The sequence below is a fragment of the Gracilibacillus salitolerans genome (genome assembly GCF_009650095.1).
GTDB classification, from domain to species: domain Bacteria; phylum Bacillota; class Bacilli; order Bacillales; family Amphibacillaceae; genus Gracilibacillus; species Gracilibacillus salitolerans.
In genome coordinates this window covers 3,311,111-3,332,325 of sequence record NZ_CP045915.1, presented here as the reverse complement: position 1 = coordinate 3,332,325, position 21,215 = coordinate 3,311,111, and the positions used below count along the sequence as shown (strand labels likewise).

At 34.2% G+C, this 21,215-nt stretch carries 16 protein-coding genes; 13 read left to right on the top strand and 3 right to left on the bottom strand.

What is annotated here, in order from left to right; all coding sequences use genetic code 11:
- The first annotated feature begins 37 nt into the window (after positions 1-37).
- From GI584_RS15970 to GI584_RS15930, 9 genes are all read left to right on the top strand, one after another.
- A complete protein-coding gene (locus GI584_RS15970) occupies positions 38-2,383 on the top strand; it encodes an AraC family transcriptional regulator (RefSeq protein ID WP_228552256.1) in 2,346 nt (781 codons plus the stop codon).
- Between the two features lie 12 nt (positions 2,384-2,395).
- Positions 2,396-4,900, top strand: coding sequence for a hypothetical protein (locus GI584_RS15965; RefSeq protein WP_153791820.1), 2,505 nt, complete (start codon positions 2,396-2,398; stop codon positions 4,898-4,900).
- 22 nt (positions 4,901-4,922) lie between these two features.
- Entirely contained in the window at positions 4,923-5,549 is a 627-nt protein-coding gene (locus GI584_RS15960) for a rhamnogalacturonan acetylesterase (RefSeq protein WP_153791819.1), read from the top strand.
- A gap of 604 nt (positions 5,550-6,153) precedes the next feature.
- On the top strand, positions 6,154-7,701 hold the full coding sequence (locus GI584_RS15955) for an extracellular solute-binding protein (protein WP_153791818.1): 1,548 nt from the start codon (positions 6,154-6,156) through the stop codon (positions 7,699-7,701).
- A 77-nt stretch (positions 7,702-7,778) separates the two neighbouring features.
- The gene (locus GI584_RS15950) at positions 7,779-8,732 is read left to right on the top strand and encodes an ABC transporter permease (RefSeq protein ID WP_100359786.1); all 954 of its coding nucleotides are present in this window, start codon (positions 7,779-7,781) and stop codon (positions 8,730-8,732) included.
- A 37-nt stretch (positions 8,733-8,769) separates the two neighbouring features.
- Entirely contained in the window at positions 8,770-9,648 is an 879-nt protein-coding gene (locus GI584_RS15945; protein WP_153791817.1) for a carbohydrate ABC transporter permease, read from the top strand.
- A gap of 204 nt (positions 9,649-9,852) precedes the next feature.
- On the top strand, positions 9,853-10,548 hold the full coding sequence (locus tag GI584_RS15940; protein ID WP_228552255.1) for a DUF1961 family protein: 696 nt from the start codon (positions 9,853-9,855) through the stop codon (positions 10,546-10,548).
- Between the two features lie 14 nt (positions 10,549-10,562).
- Positions 10,563-11,204, top strand: coding sequence for a YesL family protein (locus GI584_RS15935; protein ID WP_100359788.1), 642 nt, complete (start codon positions 10,563-10,565; stop codon positions 11,202-11,204).
- 20 nt (positions 11,205-11,224) lie between these two features.
- Positions 11,225-12,493 (top strand): hypothetical protein, encoded by a 1,269-nt coding sequence (locus GI584_RS15930; RefSeq protein WP_153791816.1) that lies wholly within the window; start codon positions 11,225-11,227, stop codon positions 12,491-12,493.
- Between the two features lie 435 nt (positions 12,494-12,928).
- Here the strand turns inward: GI584_RS15930 and GI584_RS15925 are convergent, their stop codons facing one another.
- The 3 genes from GI584_RS15925 to GI584_RS15915 all read right to left on the bottom strand — a co-directional run bounded on the left by GI584_RS15925 (position 12,929) and on the right by GI584_RS15915 (position 16,486).
- Positions 12,929-15,091: a methyl-accepting chemotaxis protein gene (locus GI584_RS15925; RefSeq protein WP_153791815.1), complete on the bottom strand. Its 2,163-nt coding sequence runs from the start codon at positions 15,089-15,091 to the stop codon at positions 12,929-12,931.
- Positions 15,092-15,356: 265 nt separating this feature from the next.
- Complete coding sequence (locus GI584_RS15920) at positions 15,357-16,058, bottom strand: DsbA family oxidoreductase (protein WP_153791814.1); 702 nt, start codon at positions 16,056-16,058, stop codon at positions 15,357-15,359.
- Positions 16,059-16,144: 86 nt separating this feature from the next.
- Positions 16,145-16,486, bottom strand: coding sequence for a hypothetical protein (locus tag GI584_RS15915; protein WP_194842010.1), 342 nt, complete (start codon positions 16,484-16,486; stop codon positions 16,145-16,147).
- 406 nt (positions 16,487-16,892) lie between these two features.
- Between GI584_RS15915 and GI584_RS15910 the strand changes: the two genes are divergently transcribed.
- The 4 genes from GI584_RS15910 to GI584_RS15895 all read left to right on the top strand — a co-directional run bounded on the left by GI584_RS15910 (position 16,893) and on the right by GI584_RS15895 (position 21,214).
- Positions 16,893-17,171 (top strand): phage holin family protein, encoded by a 279-nt coding sequence (locus GI584_RS15910; protein ID WP_100359792.1) that lies wholly within the window; start codon positions 16,893-16,895, stop codon positions 17,169-17,171.
- Positions 17,171-18,031, top strand: coding sequence for a peptidoglycan-binding protein (locus tag GI584_RS15905; RefSeq protein ID WP_153791813.1), 861 nt, complete (start codon positions 17,171-17,173; stop codon positions 18,029-18,031). The genes GI584_RS15910 and GI584_RS15905 overlap by 1 nt, the downstream gene beginning before the upstream one ends.
- Positions 18,032-18,215: 184 nt before the next feature.
- Positions 18,216-19,487: an MFS transporter gene (locus tag GI584_RS15900; RefSeq protein ID WP_100359794.1), complete on the top strand. Its 1,272-nt coding sequence runs from the start codon at positions 18,216-18,218 to the stop codon at positions 19,485-19,487.
- A 266-nt stretch (positions 19,488-19,753) separates the two neighbouring features.
- Positions 19,754-21,214: a SulP family inorganic anion transporter gene (locus tag GI584_RS15895; protein ID WP_100359795.1), complete on the top strand. Its 1,461-nt coding sequence runs from the start codon at positions 19,754-19,756 to the stop codon at positions 21,212-21,214.
- Position 21,215 lies beyond the last annotated feature (1 nt).

Here is a 21,215-nt window from a genome sequence, read left to right as displayed (position 1 = left end):
ACAATTGTGGTAAGATATTTAATGTGAGGTGAAGAAAATGGAAAACAATAAGTTTTTTTCAAATATGAAGAATTGGATCGTTAGTCGTTGGCAGAGTAATTACTTTCGAAAAAGTTTTCTGTTGATTTTATTTATTACTTCTATTCCAGGCATTATATCAGGTATCGCAATCTATACATTTGGTTTGAGTTCTACAGAAAACGAATTGCGAAAAGTCCATTTAGAAGAAATAGAGGAACGGTCGCAAAATATTGATGATCAATTTAACAATTTGGAGGAATCCCTTACTTACTGGGCGTTTGAGCCAACGTTTAACTATCATCTAACTTCCACGGATTTTGTTTACGACTTCCAAATAACAAGAGAAATTATGAAAAAGTTATTAATATTGCAAGGCAGTCAATCTCTTATTGGTGAAGTTAATTTGTTTATTGAAGCAGAACAAGGACCTGTTTTATTTAATCCATATTTGAATCATATAAGTGAGGGGGGAGTAGAGAAAGCATATCAAACTTTAGTGGAAGCTCCTAATAATATTTCCTGGGATCACGATGAAGAATTTTTTCAACATACAGAATATCCTAGTAATCTGATCTTAACACACCAAATACCTGGTGTGATAAGCAGTCCGTTTGGAGCGATTATTGTTTCTATAGACAGTGAAAGACTTATAGGTACGCTCGAAACCTTAACCCCTTATAGTAATGGGGTTACATTATTGATGGATGAGAATAATGAACTATTGTTATCGACTGAAGAATCTGCAGAGCATAACTTTACGAATAAGCTAGTCTCCATGTTTTCCAATCATGATATGTCAGATCGGTCATTTCAAATGGATTGGAATGATAAAACTTATTCGATCTCCTATGGCACTTTTGATCGTGTTGGATCGCAGTGGACATATGTCTCTGCTGCCCCTATATCAGCTATTACATCGCCAATTATTACGATTTCAAAAGTAATTCTTATTGCAAGTTTGACTGTTTTTGGATTAGCTTTTTTACTAACATTATTTGCATCGAACCGTTTGTATCAACCTATAAGAAACTTGACAAGTAGTTTTACAGCGTCTAATCCCTCCACAACGGAAGGAACTAAAGATGAGTTTAAACAAATCCGTGATCGCATAGATATGTTGACATTTGAAAGTGAAAAATTGGAAAAAAGAATAACACATCAAATACCGCAGTTAAGACAGAACTTCCTTATTCAGCTAACGAAAGGTTTTTTATATGACTTTGACGAAAATGCATTAAAGAAAAGGATGGAGAACTATAGGTGGGATGTAGAAAATCACTCTTTTGTATTATTAGATATTCAATTAACAGGAATGTATAACAATGAAGAACATAAGTATGATGACGATAGTTTAATTGCTTTTGCTATGGCAAACATTGCTGAAGATTTGACGAAAGAGTATATGGATCAATACACCGTACTCAATCAATATGATATGACGGTTACTATCTTTTTAATTATTCCTAACCAAATTACAAATTTGAAGGAACTTTTAGAACAATTGGCCAATGATATTACAACAGCTATCAATCGCGTATTATCGAGATATGTCACGATTACTATCAGTTCGAATACACCGAAAATAAAAGATATTAATATTCTTTTTGAAGAAATAGGAAGGGCTAAACGTTTTCGAGATTTTAATAATCAAAATCAAATCCTAATGTTAAATGAAGTGGAAAAAGATGTGTCAGGCCAAAAATTATTCTATCCTTTTGAAATAGAAAAGGAAATTATACAGTGTATTAGAAGAGGGAGAGTCAATGAAACGGAAGAGTTAATCCGTCAATTCTTCGATGAGCTTCTTGAAAACAGTACCAAAGAAGTTAGTGTTCGAGCTGGAATGATGCAATTATATAGTGCGGTTCAACATGAAATATTACTTTCAGGTGTTGATCCAGTAGTATTGTATAAAGGGCGCAATATGTATGGAGAATTGTCCCAACTTCGTGAAGTAGAATGGGTAGTGAAATGGTTAATTGAACAAGTAATCACACCATATATTACCTATGTAGAAGATAATATGAACATGGAAATGAAAATGGTTGTCGATAAAATTGTTTCTTATATAGAGGAACATTACATGGAAGATATCTCACTTGAAAGTTGTGCGGATTATGTTGATACAACTCCTTATACATTAAGTAAAGCATTTAAAAAAGTATATGGTGACAATTTTATAGATTACCTGACAAAAATAAGAATGAATAAAGCAAAAGAGCTGTTATTACAAACAAATATGAAAATACATGAAATTGCAGAAGAAGTTGGATACAGACATAGTTATTTTAATAGAATATTTAAAAAACATGTAGGTTTGCCTCCAAGTCAATATCGGAAATCAAGAGCAAGCAATTTTTAGGGAGGAATGTAAATGGATACTTTATACCAACAATTTTTAAATCCGACATCAGAGTTTTCACCAATGCCTTTTTGGTTTTGGAATGACCGTCTAGATAAAGAAAAATTACAAAATCAAATAGAAGATTTTCAAGATAAGGGTGTGGAAGGCTTTGTCTTACATCCTAGAATTGGTATTCCTGAACAAACAAAATATTTATCTGAAGAATTTATGGAATATGTAAAGTTTGCCATTGAAGAAGCAAACAGACGTAACATGCATGTTATTTTGTATGATGAAGCCATGTATCCTTCTGGAGCAGCTAATGGCAAAGTGGTAGAACAAGATCCAACATTTGCAAGTAGAGGATTGTTTGTTAAGGTCATTGATCGATTAAATCAAACAATCGAGATCCCCATGCAAAAGGATGATCGTTTGGTGGCAGTTTATTTAGCGAAAAACGGAAGAAATAGCTATCATCAGGGCCATATTAGCTGTCTCTATCCCTTAAATGCACAAATTGTTGAAATGAATAATGAAAAAGTTAAGATCTCTGAAGAGGTAATCGAATCATATTTTCAAGTGAATAATCGAAAAGAAGAGGATTATACTTGTATTTTTTTAGTGGAAAGTTATACACACGGTACCATTAGAGGAATCCATAAGAATCAGGATGATGGACAAATAAATGCACCACGTTCAGCTGATCTCTTAAATCCTGCGGCGGTAAAAGCGTTTATCGATATAACACATGAGAGATACAAGGAAGTGGTAGGTGAATATTTTGGAAATACCATTTTCGCAATGTTTACAGATGAACCGGATATTACAGGAAGAAATGCCAAGCCAGGTTGCCTGCCATGGACGAATGACTTTGAGAGATATTTATATCATGAGGGTTTACATATTGAAGATCTACCAGGTTTGTTTTTTGATATTGGTGAAAAAACAAAAATAGTAAAGCAAACCTACGAAAAAGCAATTAATAAGCGAATGCTAGAAACCTATTATATACCGATTGCAGAATGGTGTGAAAATAATCAGTTATTTTTAACAGGCCATCCTGCCAAAAGTGATGATATTGGTCTACTAAAACCTTTTACCATTCCGGGTCAAGATGTGGTTTGGAGATGGGTAGCACCTGAAAAAGAAAAGGGGATAACTGGTCAACACTCCACTGCCGCAAAATGTGGTAGTGATGCTGGTAGGCATTATAATCGACGTAGAAACTTGAATGAGTATTTAGGTGTTTGTGGTGTTGATAATAGTTGGAATCTTTCAGCATCTGACATGAAATGGTATACAGATTGGCTGGCGGTAAGAGGAGTGAATTTATTTTGCCCACATGCCTTTTACTATTCAATAGAAGGTGAAGAAAGAAGTCATGAACGCCCGCCTGATGTTGGTCCGAATAATGTTTGGTGGCCGTATTACCGATATTTCAGTATGTATATTAAAAGGATTAGTTGGCTAATGACAGATAGTGCAAATCAGGCAGAGATAGCAATTTTAGCTTTAAATAATCATATGCCATGGAAAGTGGCTAAGCACTTTTATGAGCATCAAATAGAATTTAATTATTTGCAAGAATCCTTGTTTGTTGACAATCAAATAGAAGTAAACGGTGATCGTCTTCTCATCGGTCAACAATCATATCGCTCGGTAGTGCTTGATAATATAGATTTGTCCATATTTGATCCAACAGTTGTAGCGCAATTAGAATTGTTTGTATCAAATGGAGGTAAAGTTTATCTCATAACTGACAATATAGACAAAGAAGTCTTGTCTCAGGCTATTTATATATCCCCAACTGACGAAGAACAACTTGAAAGACATTTTTCATCATATAGAAATGCTATATTAGAGGGGGATAGTCAGACAATTAGAATAACAAAAATAAGAAAGAATGGTCGTCTGTTTTATTTTATAACCAATGAAGGTGATATAGATTATAAGGGGAAAATACAATTTATCTCTGATCAACCGACAAAGGAATGGAATCCATGGATAGGTGAAGCTCGACCATTAACACAAGAGAATGAAAAGGAATATTTGCTTGACCTTCCGCGCCGAGAATCGATAATTTGGTGTGTGGAAGACAAAAACGGCTTTGCTTCTGCTAAAAAACAAGCATCTAATCAAGTAGTGGAAATTAGTCCGAAGCTACTTGTACAAGATAAAACAAAGGGTGTTTGGAATAAGCATGAGTTGTATGATTGGAGTAAATGTGAGAATTTTCAACATTTCTCAGGTACGATTGAATATCAATTTATCTTCGAATATGATGGTGATAAATTGGATGAAGTAGTTATTGATTTAGGTGCTGTTTATGAAATAGCGGAAGTAATGCTCAATCATTCAAAATCAGAAGTGAAAATGTGGGCGCCATATCATGTATCATTTTCAGGAGAACTAGTAAAGCAAGGCAAAAACTTACTTCGTATCCGCGTCACCAATAATAGTGCCAACCAAATGGACAAAGAATCATTCCCCTCCGGATTAATCGGACCCGTTAGGATAAAAGGGAATAACTATTAATAAAAAGAAAAGGAATGAGAGAATGAAGGCAAGGCTATTCATAGCAAGTGATTCTACTTGTCAAACTTATCAGGAGAAAGATGCTCCACAAGCAGGATGGGGACAGTTTTTACCAGAGTATTTAAACGAATATGCTGTATTCAATCATGCCATTGGTGGCCGAAGTTCTAGGACGTTTATCGAAGAAGGAAGATTAAAAGAAATCGAGAAAAACATTACAGCAGGAGATTATCTTCTTGTCCAAATGGGTCATAATGATGCAACCAAAGAAAAACCAGAAAGATATACAGAACCATACAAAGATTATAAGGAGTTTTTAAAGCAATTTATAGTAGTTGCAAGGTCAAACAAAGCTACTCCGATATTAATTACGCCTGTTGCACGACTGCATTATGTTTCTGGAGAGTTTTTACCTGATTTTGGTGATTATTGTAATGCAGTGAAAGAAGTTGCAGAAGAAGAGGGATGTCCATTAATAGATTTAATGACGTTGAGTATTCATCATTTAACAGAAATTGGATTTGATGAAGCAAGGACATTTTATATGGTTGATGTGAATGGGACTGACCATACTCATTTTACTGAAAAAGGAGCGAATAAAATCGCAAGTATCATCGCAACACAATTACAATCAATTATAACATCATAACAAACTGTGATAAAAACCCCGTACTTATGCAGTATGGGGATTTTTTTCTAAAGGGAAAGGATAAGAGAAATGAAAGTAAACGTAAAATGATTACCATAAAAAAGGGTGCATTAGATAGAAAGGAATCGATATCTCATTCTGCTCAAGAATTAGGATAAAAGCAGGGACTTTATTAATAGATTTTCAGTATTGTTTCACACCAGTGCCAATTGAGCAACAAAATATAATAAATTAGAAGTGATTAGAAGTAATTCTATGTGTAACAACTAATACAATTTCGCAATGTGTATCAACACGATTGGTTGTTTGGAAATTCTAAAGTATAGAATCATCTAATTGCAGGTTGCAAAAAAGTGTTATATCCAAAAAAAAGTGTTAAAACATATATGTAAACCCTTACTAATCAAGGTTAGACAGTAATTTTGTTAGAATGAACAAAAATTGAATATTGATGGAAAAATGAAAGCGTTTTATATTTGGTTTAACGACACATATTCCTTTTCAAAATTTCAAAAGAAAAGGGGGAAAAAGCATTCATTTTGTGAGAAAGAAAAAGGGAATGTGGTAGTCTAATATGACTAAGTCAATTTCAGGGAGGGTCAAAATGAATTCAAAATATCTTCGTTATTTATTAATGGCTTTATTTGTAGTTGGAATAATAGTAGTTACTGGTTGTAGTGACGATAGTGAAACTGCAGGTGATAGTAGTGACTCAGGAAGTGAACAAACGGGAGATGATTCTGGTGAAAGCTCTGAAGAACGAATGCATTTGCGTGTGTTTGTACCAACTTTTTCAACAGAACCTCCGACAGATGATAGTCCTGTTTTAAAGAAAATAGAAGATTACACAAATAAAGAGATTACAATGGAATGGGTACCTAACAGTAACTTAGAAGACAAGTTCAATATCACTTTATCTTCAGGTGACTTGCCACATGTTATGATGATCCCTAACAAATCACCAAGTTTTATAAGTGCGGTAGAAGACGGAGCATTTTGGGAGCTAGGACCTTATTTGGAGGAATATCCAAATCTAAGTCAGGCAAATGAAATTATAATGGATAATAGCTCGATTAATGGAGACATTTATGGAATTCCTCGTACTCGTGATTTAGGTCGTAATGGTGTAATTATTCGTAAAGACTGGTTAGAAAACCTTGGTTTAGAAGAACCAGAAACAATTGATGATTTTTATAATATGCTAAAAGCATTTAAAGAAGAAGATCCAGATGGAAATGGACAAGATGATACGTATGGTGTTGTTGTTTCAAAGTATGAAGGTCCATGGGATGTAATGCAAACTTGGTTTGGCGTACCCAATAAATGGGGCGAAGATGAAAATGGCGAATTATACCCATCCTTTATGGATGACAACTACAAAGAAGCGCTAGATTTCTTTAGAAAGCTTTATGATGAAGGACTTGTCAATGAAGACTTCGCTGTAATGGACCCAGCACAATGGTCTGATCCTGTAATAGCAGGTGAAGCTGGCGTTCAAGTAAACGTGCTTGATGAAGGTCACCGTATTGCAGAAAAAATTGTAGATGCAGAACCTGAGAATGATGATCCAATTACTGTAATTAAAGCGGTTGAAGGTCCAACAGGATTACACAATTTACCTACTTCTGGTTATTCAGGTATGCTTGCAATTTCTAAAACATCAGTGAAATCTGAGGAAGAAATGAAACAAGTGCTTGACTTCCTGGATAAAATGAATGATGAAGAAATGCAAATAATGGCAGAAAATGGTATTGAAGGGGAGCATTATTCTGGGGAAGACGGAGAATATCAATCACTTGTCAAAGATAATCCAGGTCTACAACAAGAAATTGATGGCTTTAATCAAATGTTAATGTATTTACCAGAAGCAAAATCAATAAAATCTGAAAATACACCATTGCATCAGTTAGAGAATGAATTAAAGATAGAGAATGAAGATATTGTTGTTGCTAACCCTGCTGAAGCATATATTTCTGAAGTATATTCTAAAAAGGGTCAACAGCTTGATACTATTATAAACGATGCTCGGATCAAATATATTGTTGGGCAAATAGATGAAGCGGGATTAGAACAAGAGATTGAGCGTTGGAAAAACAATGGTGGTACAGATTATATAGAAGAAATTAATCAATTACATCAAGACGCTCAATAAAAATATTGAAATAACTTGTAAAAAGCAGGTTTTGTAACCTGCTTTTTACATCAAATTACACATTAAGAGGGGATTCGATGGAAAATGTACATGAAAATAAAATAAACAGCGCAGTACAAAAGAATAAGAAAAGTAAATGGCAACGAATATCAAAAGAAAAATGGTTATATTTTATGGTGTTACCTGGGTTATTCTATTTTATCATATTTAAATATTTCCCAATGTGGGGAATAGTTATAGCTTTCCAGGATTATTCACCATTTTTGGGCGTACGGGAAAGTGAATGGGTAGGTTTTGAACATTTCCATTACTTCTTTACAAATCCTGACTTTCTACGATTACTAAGGAACACGTTTATACTTGCGTTATATGATCTTATATTTTTCTTCCCAGCACCAATTATTTTATCATTGATGCTTAATGAAATTAGGTTAAGCTTTTATAAACGTACATTGCAAACACTCGTATATGTTCCACACTTTATGTCATGGGTAATTATTGCAAGTATCAGCTATGTATTCTTAACAACAAGTGGTGGTGTAGTAAACGAGTTAATATCAAGTATAGTAGGCAAAGAGATTAATTTCTTGTCAAGCCCTGATTGGTTTAGACCAATGATTATGGGTCAAATTATTTGGAAAGAAACAGGTTGGGGTACAGTAATCTTCCTCGCAGCATTAGCTAGTGTGGATCAAGAACAGTATGAAGCAGCTATTGTTGACGGGGCAGGTCGTTTCCGTAGATTATGGCATGTCACATTACCAGCGATACGAAGTACAATTGTTATTTTATTAATTTTAAGATTAGGTAACTTTCTTGATACAGGTTTCCAACAAATTTACTTAATGTCAAACTCATTAAACCGTAGTGTTGCAGATGTATTTGATACGTATGTATACTTCGTTGGTATTACCGAGGGAGCATTTAGTTATAGTACTGCCGTAGGTCTATTTAAATCTATTGTAGGTATTGTACTTATAGTTGGTGCAGATAGACTAGCTAAGAAAGCAGGAGAAAGCGGTTTATTTTAATGTGGTAATACGAATGGATTGAAGAGGAGGAATTTAAATGCACCGAATGCATAATACAAGTTCCGGTAAAGTATTTGATGTTTTTAATCATATATTTTTAGCAATTGTCGGGATTGTAACTGTAGTACCGTTTTTATATGTAATAGCTGGTTCTTTTGCATCAGAATCAGAACTTGCAACAAGATCATTTTTTCTAATTCCAAATGAATTTACAACGGTTGCATATGAATATATATTTTCTACAAATGCGGTAATTCGTAGTTTAGGTATCTCTATACTAGTAACAGTGGTAGGAACGATTCTTAGTATGATATTAACGTTGACCATGGCTTATCCGTTATCAAGAAAAAATATGGTTGGTCGTAATTTACTTTTAAATCTAATTTTATTCTCTATGTTATTTAACGGAGGAATGATACCTACTTATTTACTTGTGAAAAATTTAGGATTATTAGATTCTATCTGGGCTTTAATATTACCTATGGCTATTAATCCATTTAATTTAATCATAGTAAAGACATTTTTCCAACAATTGCCTCAAGAATTAGAAGATTCATCAAAAATTGACGGTTGTACAGAGTTTCAAACTTTCTGGAGAGTTATGTTGCCTCTGTCTAAGCCAGTTATCGCAACATTTACATTGTTTTATGCTGTATTTTATTGGAATGATTTCTTCAACGCATTACTTTACTTGACTGATACAACTAAATGGCCGATTCAATTATTACTTCAACAGCTAGTAATGGTTGCAAATTCAGGATTGGGTGATTTACAAGAAGCTTCATTATATGAGCCACCAGAAGAGTCTATAAAGTTAGCGGTTATCGTTGTAGCAACAATTCCTATATTATTATTCTATCCGTTTTTACAAAAACATTTTGCCAAAGGCGTAATGCTTGGTTCCGTGAAAGGATAGTATATAATGGAAAATTATTAACTTGGGCAGTAGTAACTAAAGTGATACTTCTGCCCTAAGAATAAGAAGGATTAGAACAAATGACTATCATTTAAGTAAGGTAGTTGTTTGTTTCCGTCTTTCTCTTAAGCAGTAAATACTTTTGGATTTTAATTTAATAAATGATTGTGGAAAATATTTTTTTAGAATTGGAGGAAAAGAATAGTGAAAAATATAACCTTTAAAGCACAAAAAACTATATACGAAAATCCACTAACCGGAGCAGATTCTGTTGAGGATTGGGTAAAAGAAGGGCAGGTAAAAACAAGTACATGGAATAATAAATTATTATTAGAGAATAAGTTAGATCCAGAAGAATATGGTGACCATGCTCATTGGTTGTTATGGTGTCCGGTCGAATTTCCAGATCATATTATGATAGAATGGGATTTTTATCCACTAGAAGAACCAGGTCTTTGTATGATGTTCTTTGCTGCAACAGGAAGAAATGGTGAAGATATTTTTGACTCATCACTGCCGAAACGAACAGGTTATTATCCAGACTACCATTCCGGTATGATAAATACATTACATCTATCCTATTTTAGACATAAACATGCAGAAGAACGTGCTTTTCGGACATGTAATTTACGTAAAAGTCATGGATTTCATTTAGTAACACAAGCAGCGGATCCATTACCACCAGTAGAAGATGCTATCAATCCATATCATATGAAACTGATAAAATACGAGCAATTCGTTCATTTTTATATTAATGACTTACATGTACTTGAATGGGAAGATGATGGATCAACTTATGGACCGATATATCAAGGGGGAAAGATAGGTTTTAGACAAATGGCACCTATGAAAGCAGCTTATGCGAATCTTTCTATTAAGAAAGTCACGAAGAAAACCTAATAGGGGGAATTTATATGTTAGGGAATGGATTTATTAGTAAATTTTATTTCTTTGGGGAAACCGTCCTGTTGTTATTATATGTGAATTTTTTATGGGTTTGTTTTACTCTTGCAGGTGCTATTATATTTGGTATTGGTCCAAGTACTGTTGCAATGTTTACAATTTTTAGAAGATGGGCCAAAGGTGAAGAGGATATACCTGCTTTTAAAGTATTTTGGCAAACTTTTAAAAAAGAATTTAAGCGAGCAAATGGATTAGGTCTTCTCATTCTTCTATTTACTTATATGTTATATATAAATATCAATTTTTTACAATTGGACAATGAGTGGATGCAGCAAACGATAAAAAATGTGTTAATAATTGTTTCCATTGTCTTTGGAATTATGGTTGCTTATATTTTTCCGATGTATGTCCATTATGATAACAAATTATATAATTATTTTAAAAATGCAATTCTTATTACGATTTATTCACCTATACGAACCATTTATTTAATAGCAGCATGTTTAACCTTATACTATTTGTATTTTATGTTACCAGTATTCCTATTTTTCTTTGGTGGTAGTTTATCTAGTTTAGTCATTATGTGGATCAGCTATCGTACATTTCTAAGGTTAGAAATAAAACAAGAACAGCTTCAAGAAACTGAAGCGTAATATGTGAAGGAGATTAATAAATGACGAGAACACAAACAGAAACAGAACCAGTACTATTAAGTAAAATTGATTTATCAAAATCCGGTAAAAATTGCAAAATGTTTCTCGGTGATTTGACTGGAGATGGAAGAATGGACTTGCTAATGGTTCAACCTGATGGAGGTATTGATGATAGATATGTACCGCATCAAGTAGTAGCAATGACAGCGTTTGATTTAGAAGGAAATGTTTTGTGGCAAGTTGGTACGCCAAGTAAAACACCAGGTGGTCCTGGTAGTGATTATCCTGTACAAATCTATGATATTGATGGGGATGGTTATAATGAAGTCCTCTGTGTGATGGAAAAACAATTCTTCATCCTTGATGGTACAACAGGCCAAACGAAAAAAAGCTATGCATTACCGAGTGAAAAAGCACATGATTGTATTATCATTGCGAATTTAACAGGAAATTCGTTTCCACAAGATATCATTTTAAAAGATAGGTATCATCAAATGTGGGCACTTAATAACGAATTCGAGTTGTTGTGGACACATAAAGGAAATATCGGGCATTTTCCATGGGTATTCGATTTTAATAGTGATAGTAAAGATGAAGTAATGGCAGGTTATGATTTTTTAAGTTCAGATGGTCAATTGTTATGGTCTTGTCATAATCTAGACGACCATGCGGATTGTATATGGGTAGGGAAAGTCCAATCAGAAACAAGTGAAAATCAGATAGTAATTGGTGGTAGTGTAACTGTTTTATATGATTGGAAAGGAAATGAATGTTGGCGATATAATGACTCGATTGAATCACAACATATTTGTTTAGGTAAATTTAGAAATGATCTACCAGGATTACAAATGGCAGGGTTAGACAGAATTATACGCGGTTCCAGCTATTCAGATGGGAAAGATGGGATCTTTCTGTTAGATGCAAATGGGCAAGAAATTTGGAAAGAAAATAGAGATACAGGCGGTTGGTTAACCATTATCGATACCATTAATAATTGGGACGATAATGATCTAGATTATATTATAGCCTACAGGAGAGGAGATAATGTATATCCAACAATCTATGATGGATATAAAAATGTAGTAACAACATTTCCTAAAGATGGCTATTTAGTGTTTGGTGATCTTATTAGAAGTGGAAAAGATCAAGTTATCATTTATGATCAAACAACAGCTTATGTATATGGAAGTGAATATATAGATCTTTCTGTGAAAAGTGGAAGAACACAACTACAGAGTAAACGATTATATTCTGTTACATTATATCCGGGTGGTGAATATCTAGTCTAGCAATTATTTCGCTAGCATAAGTAAATTAATAGGATTATCTCACCTTAATTAATCTTATAAAATTACATATCTAGAGTTGTTTACCAGTGGGAAAAGTATTCGAAGGAAGTTATCCATTTTCTTTTAAATTAAATGGTACTTCAGAAAATAGACTGTCGCTATTGTGTGATCACTACAACATCTTTTTTGCAATGCTTTAACCATACATTGGAAAAGAAACTTACCTATTTTTATCTTTAAATGAATCCGAAAATCGAAATGAAAAGTAAAGCTTATTGTGTTTAATCTCTCCCTAAGCTTATTTAGTTGTTTATTCAAAAAGCTATCTCACTGTCAAGTGACGATGAGATAGCTTTTGGTTTAAATAGATAATATTGTCAAACTAAATTAATGTGCAATAATACTACAAGGTATACCTAGCGAAGAATAGCGTTATTACACTTTAAACTTCTTCATCATTTCTTGTAATTCTTCAGATAGCTGTTTTAATTCATCTGAAGTGGTAACCAGCGATTCACTTACTTTTAATTGTTCCTCAGTAGTAGCAGAGACCTCTTCACTAATTGCAGAAGATTGCTGTGCTGTTGCACTTACCTGGTGAATGGTTGAAGTTAATACTTCCTGCGAATCTCTTAATTGCTGGATAGATTGGGTAACTTGTTGAATCTTGCCGGTAAACGCACCCATACTTTCTCCAACCCCATTTAATATTACTTGTGTGTCTTCTGCTTGTGTTACTTGTTCTTTGAAACGAGGTGTAGCTTCTTCTAAAACTTCTAAAGTTTCATTTACTTCATTCACGATACCTGTTGTAATTTCTTCGACTTTATCAATCGAGTCTTTAGATTGGGTAGAAAGCTTTCTAATTTCATCGGCAACTACTGCGAAACCTTTGCCAGCTTCTCCGGCACGTGCTGCTTCAATAGCAGCGTTGAGCGAAAGTAAATTCGTTTGCTGAGCAATATTAGTGAGCATTTCCATCACTTGATTGATTTGCTCTGTACTTTCTTTCAATGTATCTACTTTATCGACAAGTGCATTTGTCATCTGCTCTCCATCTTTTGTTTTGTTTACTAACTCGTCCATTTTTTCTAAACCTTCATGACTGCGTTCAAGTACAACTACTGCATGATTTTCCATTTCACTATTATTTTCGAATACATTTTCCACTTCATCATGTATGTTGGATGCTAATGAATTTCCTCTTTCAGCTTCATCTGTTAACCCTGTAGCACCACTGGCAATTTCTTCAGACGCAGCAGCAACCTCTTTTGCTGACTGTGATTGCATTTGAGAGATATCTGTTAATTCGATGGCAGCATTTAATACTTTATTTGCAGATTCTCTGGTTTGATGCATCATTCCTGCTATATTTTCAAGCATTTCATTAAATCCTTCTGCCAGTTCTCCTATTTCATCCTTACGAGAAGTATCATTCGATCTCACTGTTAGATCACCTTGTTTTGCAGAAGCCATCAGACTTGAAACATCTGCAATTGGACGGGCAATTGTTTTTACTATTCCATTCGCGATGAAAAGAGAGATAATTAAAGACAAAATGATAATACCAGCTGTTACATAAAAGATAATGGTAGTATCTTTTGTTAATTCTTTCTCGGAAACTGAGCCTACTAAATACCAATCTGTCACATCTGAATCATGTTGAAAAATTAATTGTCCGTTATCCTCAGTCATGTTTTCTTCAGAGTCTATGGCAAGTTGGTAATCATATGGTTGCGTTATTTCTTCGGGAACAAATGAAAAGACAATTTCATTATTTTGGTCTACAATGCTAACTAAGCCTTCTTCACCAAATTTAACGTCTTTTAGAGCCTCTTCAAATACGGTGGTGTCTAGTTCAACAATTAAAATATATTCTGTACCATTTATTCTTAATTTTTGCCCAAATGAAACCGTAGGATCTTCTTGAGTACCATTAATTCCTTGAGCAAGGCCGCCAATCCATGCTGTAGAACCTTCTGATTCAAGTGCATCTTGATACCAGTCGGAACTGAAAACAGATTCTTCAGGAAGTGTTTCTGAAGAAGAGATTAATCTTTCTTTTTCGGTATGTAATAGGTAGAGACTCACATTATTATCAATCATAGTAATTTGGGTTAGTGCATCATCAATCGTACTTTTTAAATTAAAATAATCAAAATTATTTGTTTCTTCATAGCGATCTAGTTCGGCTAACGTATTGCTGAAATTATCAGCCATTAAAATTTGAGTCACCCGATCCTTATATTGATTCATTAAATAATCGAGTTTATCTCCAGATTGGACAATTGTTTGTTCGGAAGCTTCTGTTACTTTATCTTTAATAATACCATTAGATATAAAATAAGAAGCAATTCCAACGATCAAAACACTGATAAGTACAGTTGCTAATATACTTAATAGTATTTTGGTGCTAATGGAATCTTTTTTTGAAACACTTGTGTTTAGAACTACTTGTTGGGAATCTGTAGAGTTCTTGTTGGAACTTTTTATCTTTAACTTACCTGAAGCCTTCCTTATCTTTTTTGACGTGCTTAGAAATGCTTGTTTTGTTTTGTTGATACCGCTTTTACTCCTGCTTATAAACTTATTTGCCATGATAGAATCCTCCGTACTTGTCGTATTTATTGGTAAAGGCTTTCATAATTAGAATTAAGTATTTAATCTTGGTGTATGAATGACGTTTAATCATAAAGAATTAGTTCAAATAGATTATAACATGTTTCAAATCAATTAACGACAAGAAATTGCAAACTTTTTACCTAACCGCAAAAACAGGACTAAAGGACTACTTATGTAGCAAAAAAATAGGCTCAATACCATCAGTTGGTACGAGCCTATGGTTTGATTATTTAGTTTTACTTTACTTGCAATGATCTCCATCACAAAAACTGCCTTGTTGAAGATTCAAATTTTCTAATTGATTATTTTCCTCTTCAGCTACTTTTTCTAATGCTTGCATAAATGTTTCAATTGGCTGAGCACCAGAAATAGCGTATTTTTTGTTGAGAACAAAAAATGGAACACCGGTAACCTCTAATTGTTGTGCTTCTGCTTCATCTAGTCTGACTGCATCAGCATGGATTGTTTCATCATTCAATATTCGTTGAACTTCTTGTTGATCAAAACCAAGCTCATCCGTAATAGACTGAAGCGTTTCTTTATCACTAAGATCTTTCGACAAAGTAAAATAATGATAAAGCATTGTATCTACATATTCTGCTTCACGGCCCTGTGTTGCTGCATATTTACTTAACCGGTGTGCATCAAATGTATTACCTGGTTTCATCGTGTCAAAAACAAAATCTAAACCTAAAGCTTTTGCTTGTTCACCAATTTGTTGATTGGCTTGTTTGGCTTGATCAATTGTCATATTGTATTTAGCAGCTAAAGATTCATGTATATTTTTTCCAGAATATTTCGCTGCATTTGGATCTAATTCAAAGCTTTTATATTGAATTGAAACATCTAATTTCTGTGGGAATCTTTCTAAAGCTTGTTCTAATCTTGTTTTTCCAATATAACAAAAAGGACAAACAAAATCGGACCAAATTTCAATTTGCATAAAAAACACCTCTCTTAAGCTTCTATCTTATTTTGACATAAATACAGTAGTCAAAGGAAGAAATTTGCTTAAGGAGGTATTTGCTGTTACCTGTCCGGTTTATTTTTTTCTGTGTTTTCTTCTTCTGTTATTTCCTCGATAATTTCTTCTTTCATTTCATCATATATTTTTTCTTTGATATCATCATATAATTCTTCCTTCATTTCATCGTAAATATCTTCTCTAAAGTCCTCATAAAAATCATTTTTCATATCTTTATAAATATCTTCCTTGACGTTCTCTTTAAAATCATCACGGATATCCTCTTTCACCTCATCCTTAAACTCATCTCTAAACTCGGTTTTGACACGTTTTTCACGTCTTCTTCTGTGGAGTCTTTGATCAAGTTTCCAATCCTTTCCTAATGTGATAGCAATGGATATGATCATCAGTACCATTACAATCGCGAAAGGTAATGCAGCGATGATACAATGCCAATTTTCCCAACTTTATCATTAATGGATTCTTCTTGTTTCATATGTACCTATGCCATGATTTGCTAACATAGTTCCCCCTTTCATTGTTGCGGTAATCTTAATAGGTCTTCCCTCATTTTATTACCTTTAATTTATTATTTTTTAGCATGGACATATTTTAAAAAATAATAAATTAATTTAGACACTTTCTTTGTGATCTCATCGATTATAAAAATAAGTGAACATCCATGTCAAACGCCAAGTCAAAATGGGGGGATGATACATATTTTAATATGAGTCCTTATTATGCACTGTTCTAAGAGGGGAAACGAATCTGCTGAGTGACTCGAATGTAGAAATCAGAGGAGGTGTTCGAGGGATGGAAGAATTATTGTATTTGCTACCAGAGGACTTTCACTTTATCATACCAGCACTCTGGTTTATAGGATACGCTTGCAAAAGAACACCATTTATACCTGATTGGCTAATCGTTTGGATTTTATTAATCATTGGGGTCCTAGCAGCATGTAACTTATATGGTTGGAATATACGATCAATTGCTGAAGGTGTTATAGCAACTGGTTTGGCTGTATTTAGTCATCAAATTGTGAAACAAACATGTAATAGAGTAGAGAAAAATATAAGGGAGGGGAGTTAATGGCGGAATTCCGCGGATTTCGAATTACAAGTCCATATGGATACAGAACACACCCGATAAGGGGATCAAGAGATTTCCACGCTGGTGTTGATTTAGTGAAATCACATCAAGCACCAATTCATGCCTTCACTTCAGGTACAGTTATATATGCTGGCTTTGGTAAAAGTGGTACAGGCTTGGGAGGCTACGGAAATGTAGTGCTAATAAGAGATCGGAATAACAGAACTCAACTATATGCACACCTAGATTCTGTCGCTGTTAATAGCGGTCAACCTGTATCGCAAAACAAAGTAATTGGTTATCAAGGAGCAACTGGATATGTAACAGGATCACATTTGCATTTCGAAATACGTAAAAAGGTAGAAACAGCTCCACCCTATGGATATCGTGCTGATAAACCATCATCTACTATGAATCCAATCTCATATGTAAACCAGTTTAGTTCAAATGAAGCTTTAAAAGAAAAAAGCAATGGAACGGAAGTACGAAATCTACAAAGAGAATTAATAAAGCTTGGTTTTAATTTAAATAAATATGGTGCAGATGGTGTCTTTGGAAATGAAACAGAATCAGCTGTAAAAGCATTTCAACGTTCTGAAGGTATAAAAGTGGATGGAATTGTCGGTCCAGTGACCAGAGCAAGACTAGACAAAAAAACGACGGTAGTAGCCAATTATCCTGGCATTATAAAAAGAGGAAGTAAAGGAGAATTAGTTGAAATTATTCAACGTAAAGTAGGTGCAAAAGTCGATGGTATTTTCGGACCAGAGACAGAGCGAAAAGTAAAGCAATACCAAAGACGGAATAATATAAAAGTGGATGGAATTGTGGGTCCAGAGACTTGGCAAAAGTTGTTTTAAAAAAAGGGGGGAGACCTCCTTTTTTCTTTGCGAAAGCGACGAAAATATAATAAACTGCACAAGTAATAACTATGTTTAATCATTAAAAATGATAAATAAGCTGATCAAAACGTTTGCATGTGAAACAGTGGTGTGGTTAGATATTATTGTTTGATGAATGCGTTTTATAACTAGGAGTGAAGCCATGCTTTCTAAACTAAGAATTTTTGACAAAATTTATTATGGTTGGTTCATCCTAATTATTGGTGGTTTTGGCATCTTTTTTTCTGGACCTGGTCAAACATATTCCAATTCACAGTTTATTGATGAGTACATAAATGACTTTGGTTGGACACGTTCTCAGGTATCTGGTGTTTATTCTGGAGCAACGTTAATAGCTGGTTTATTAATGATATTCGTCGGGCGTTTTATTGATCGTTTTGGACAACGCTTTATGATGGTGACGATTGGTTCGTTATTTGCGATCGCATGTTTTTTTAATAGCATGATCACATCTATCTGGATGTTAGCAATTGGATTCTTTCTAGTCAGATTACTCGGACAGGGGAGTATGTCGCTTATCCCGAATACACTTGTTGCACAATGGTTTATCAAGAAGCGCGGGCGTGCGTTCAGTTTAGTTACACTTTTCTCATTTGCGAGTGCTATGCTATTTCCAATTGTCAATACATGGTTAATCCAAACCTGGAATTGGCAAGTTGCTTGGAGGTTTTGGGGGATTTTATTATTGGCGTTTTTTGTTCCTTTAGCCTTTTTTGGAGTAAAAAATAAACCAGAAATGATCGGCTTGGAGCCTGACGGTTTTAACAGAAAAAATGAAGGTAATAGCGGTAATCCATTAGCACCAACTATTGAGGAAGCAGAAGAGGATTGGACACTCAAGGAAGCAATGAAAACAAAAGCTTTTTGGGCTATTTTAATCTGTGTTGGTATTCCGGCAATGGTCAATACAGGTATTACATTCCATATTGCCTCCATTTTTAAAACGAATGGTTTATCACTTGAAGTAGCAGCGATGGTTTTAAGTTTAATGGCTTTTGTCGGCATTCCTATGTCACTTGCTTCTGGGTATATAATAGATAAAATCAAATCTAATTATGTCTTATTAGCCATTTTCGTAGTCGAATTTTTTGTATTACTTCTATTATTAGTAACCAATAATTTCTTGCTGGCGATCTTATTTGGAGTTTTATGGGGACTTGCGGCTGGTTTAGAACGGATCGGCCTAAATGTTATTTGGCCAAATTATTTTGGAAGAAAATACATAGGAAGTATTAATGGTGTCGGGGTAACAGTAGGAGTTATCGGTTCTTCTTTAGGTCCCTTACCATTTGGTGTAGGATATGATGTATTTGACAGCTATAATCCAATTATTATTTTATCGCTTATATTTCCTATTATTGGTATAATAAGTGCTCTTTTAGCTAAAAAACCAAATAAAGTGGATTATCTATGAAACTGGCTATTTAATAGTCAGTTTTTTGTTTTACTAGATAAATTATCTAGTTGAAAAGGGATGCAAAAAAAATAGACTTTTAATTTGGTTTAGTGAAAATAGCAGAATAAATGAGCATGTACATGAAAATAAAAGGATGAAGTTAATGTTCGCGTTTTCATCAAGTTTTGTCGATTTTGTGAATTATGGTATGATTCGTTATGTTCATTTCGGAAAATTTCTCTGAGGGGATCAGAGAAGCCAAAAAAATTAGAGAGAGGTGCTACATGAACATAGCAAAAATAAAACAAGATTGGTTTGGAAACGTGAGGGGAGACGTTCTGGCCGGTATAGTGGTAGCATTAGCGTTAATTCCGGAGGCGATAGCCTTTTCGATTATTGCTGGTGTTGACCCGATGGTAGGATTGTATGCATCGTTTTGTATTGCAGTCGTGATTGCCTTTGTCGGTGGTAGACCTGGTATGATTTCTGCAGCAACAGGTGCAATGGCATTGTTGATGGTTACGCTGATAGCTGAACATGGTTTGCAGTATTTACTAGCAGCGACAATCTTGACTGGTGTACTACAAATTTTGTTCGGTGTATTCAAATTAGCAGCAGTAATGAAATTCGTACCACGTTCGGTGATGGTAGGCTTTGTTAACGCGCTAGCTATTCTCATCTTTACTTCACAATTGGAACACTTTGAAGGTGAAAGTTGGGTAATGTATAGCTTGGTTGCTTTAACTCTAGCGATTATTTATATTTTTCCAAGAATTACGAAAGCTGTCCCATCTACTTTGGTAGCAATCATAGTAGTAACAGCCTTAGCTATTTATTTTGGATTTGACATACGTGCTGTCGGAGATTTAGGTAATTTAAGTTCTGAACTACCGGTATTTTTAATTCCGGATATTCCGTTAAATTTTGAAACATTAGCTATTATTTTCCCTTATTCTTTATCACTCGCAATTGTAGGTTTGCTAGAATCATTATTAACAGCCAATATTGTCGATGATATGACAGATACAGAGAGTGATAAAAACAAAGAAAGCCGTGGACAAGGTATTGCTAATATTGTATCAGGATTCTTTGGAGGAATGGCAGGTTGTGCGATGATAGGCCAATCCGTTATTAACGTAAAATCTGGTGGCCGTGGTCGGTTATCTGCTTTAGTGGCCGGTGTATTTTTAATGTTTTTGATCTTTGTATTAGGAAACATTGTGGTTCAAATCCCGATGGCTGCACTTGCTGGTGTCATGATTATGGTATCAATTAGTACGTTTGATTGGTCATCGTTGAAAAACCTTCACAAAGTCCCAAGAACGGATGCTGCTGTCATGGTCATCACAGTTGGAACTGTAGTGGTAACACATGATTTATCTAAAGGTGTATTAGCTGGTGTACTTTTAAGTGCTATTTTCTTTGCGGCTAAAATTTCAAAAGTGAAAGTGACACAAATTGTGGCAGTTGAAGGTAAGAAAAAGGTGTATAAAGTAGATGGTCAAATCTTCTTCGCTTCCGTTAATGACTTAGTAGCAAAATTTAATTTTAATGAAGATATCGAAGAGGTAGAAATTGATTTAAGTCTTGCTCATTTATGGGATGATTCTGCAATTGGTGCTTTAGACAAAATTGAGTCGAAATTTGAGCAGAACCATGTTAAAGTAACTTATACAGGGTTAAATGCGGAAAGTAAACAATTGAAGAAGAAAATCGGTGGCTTATCAAAAGCTTCAGGTCATTAAT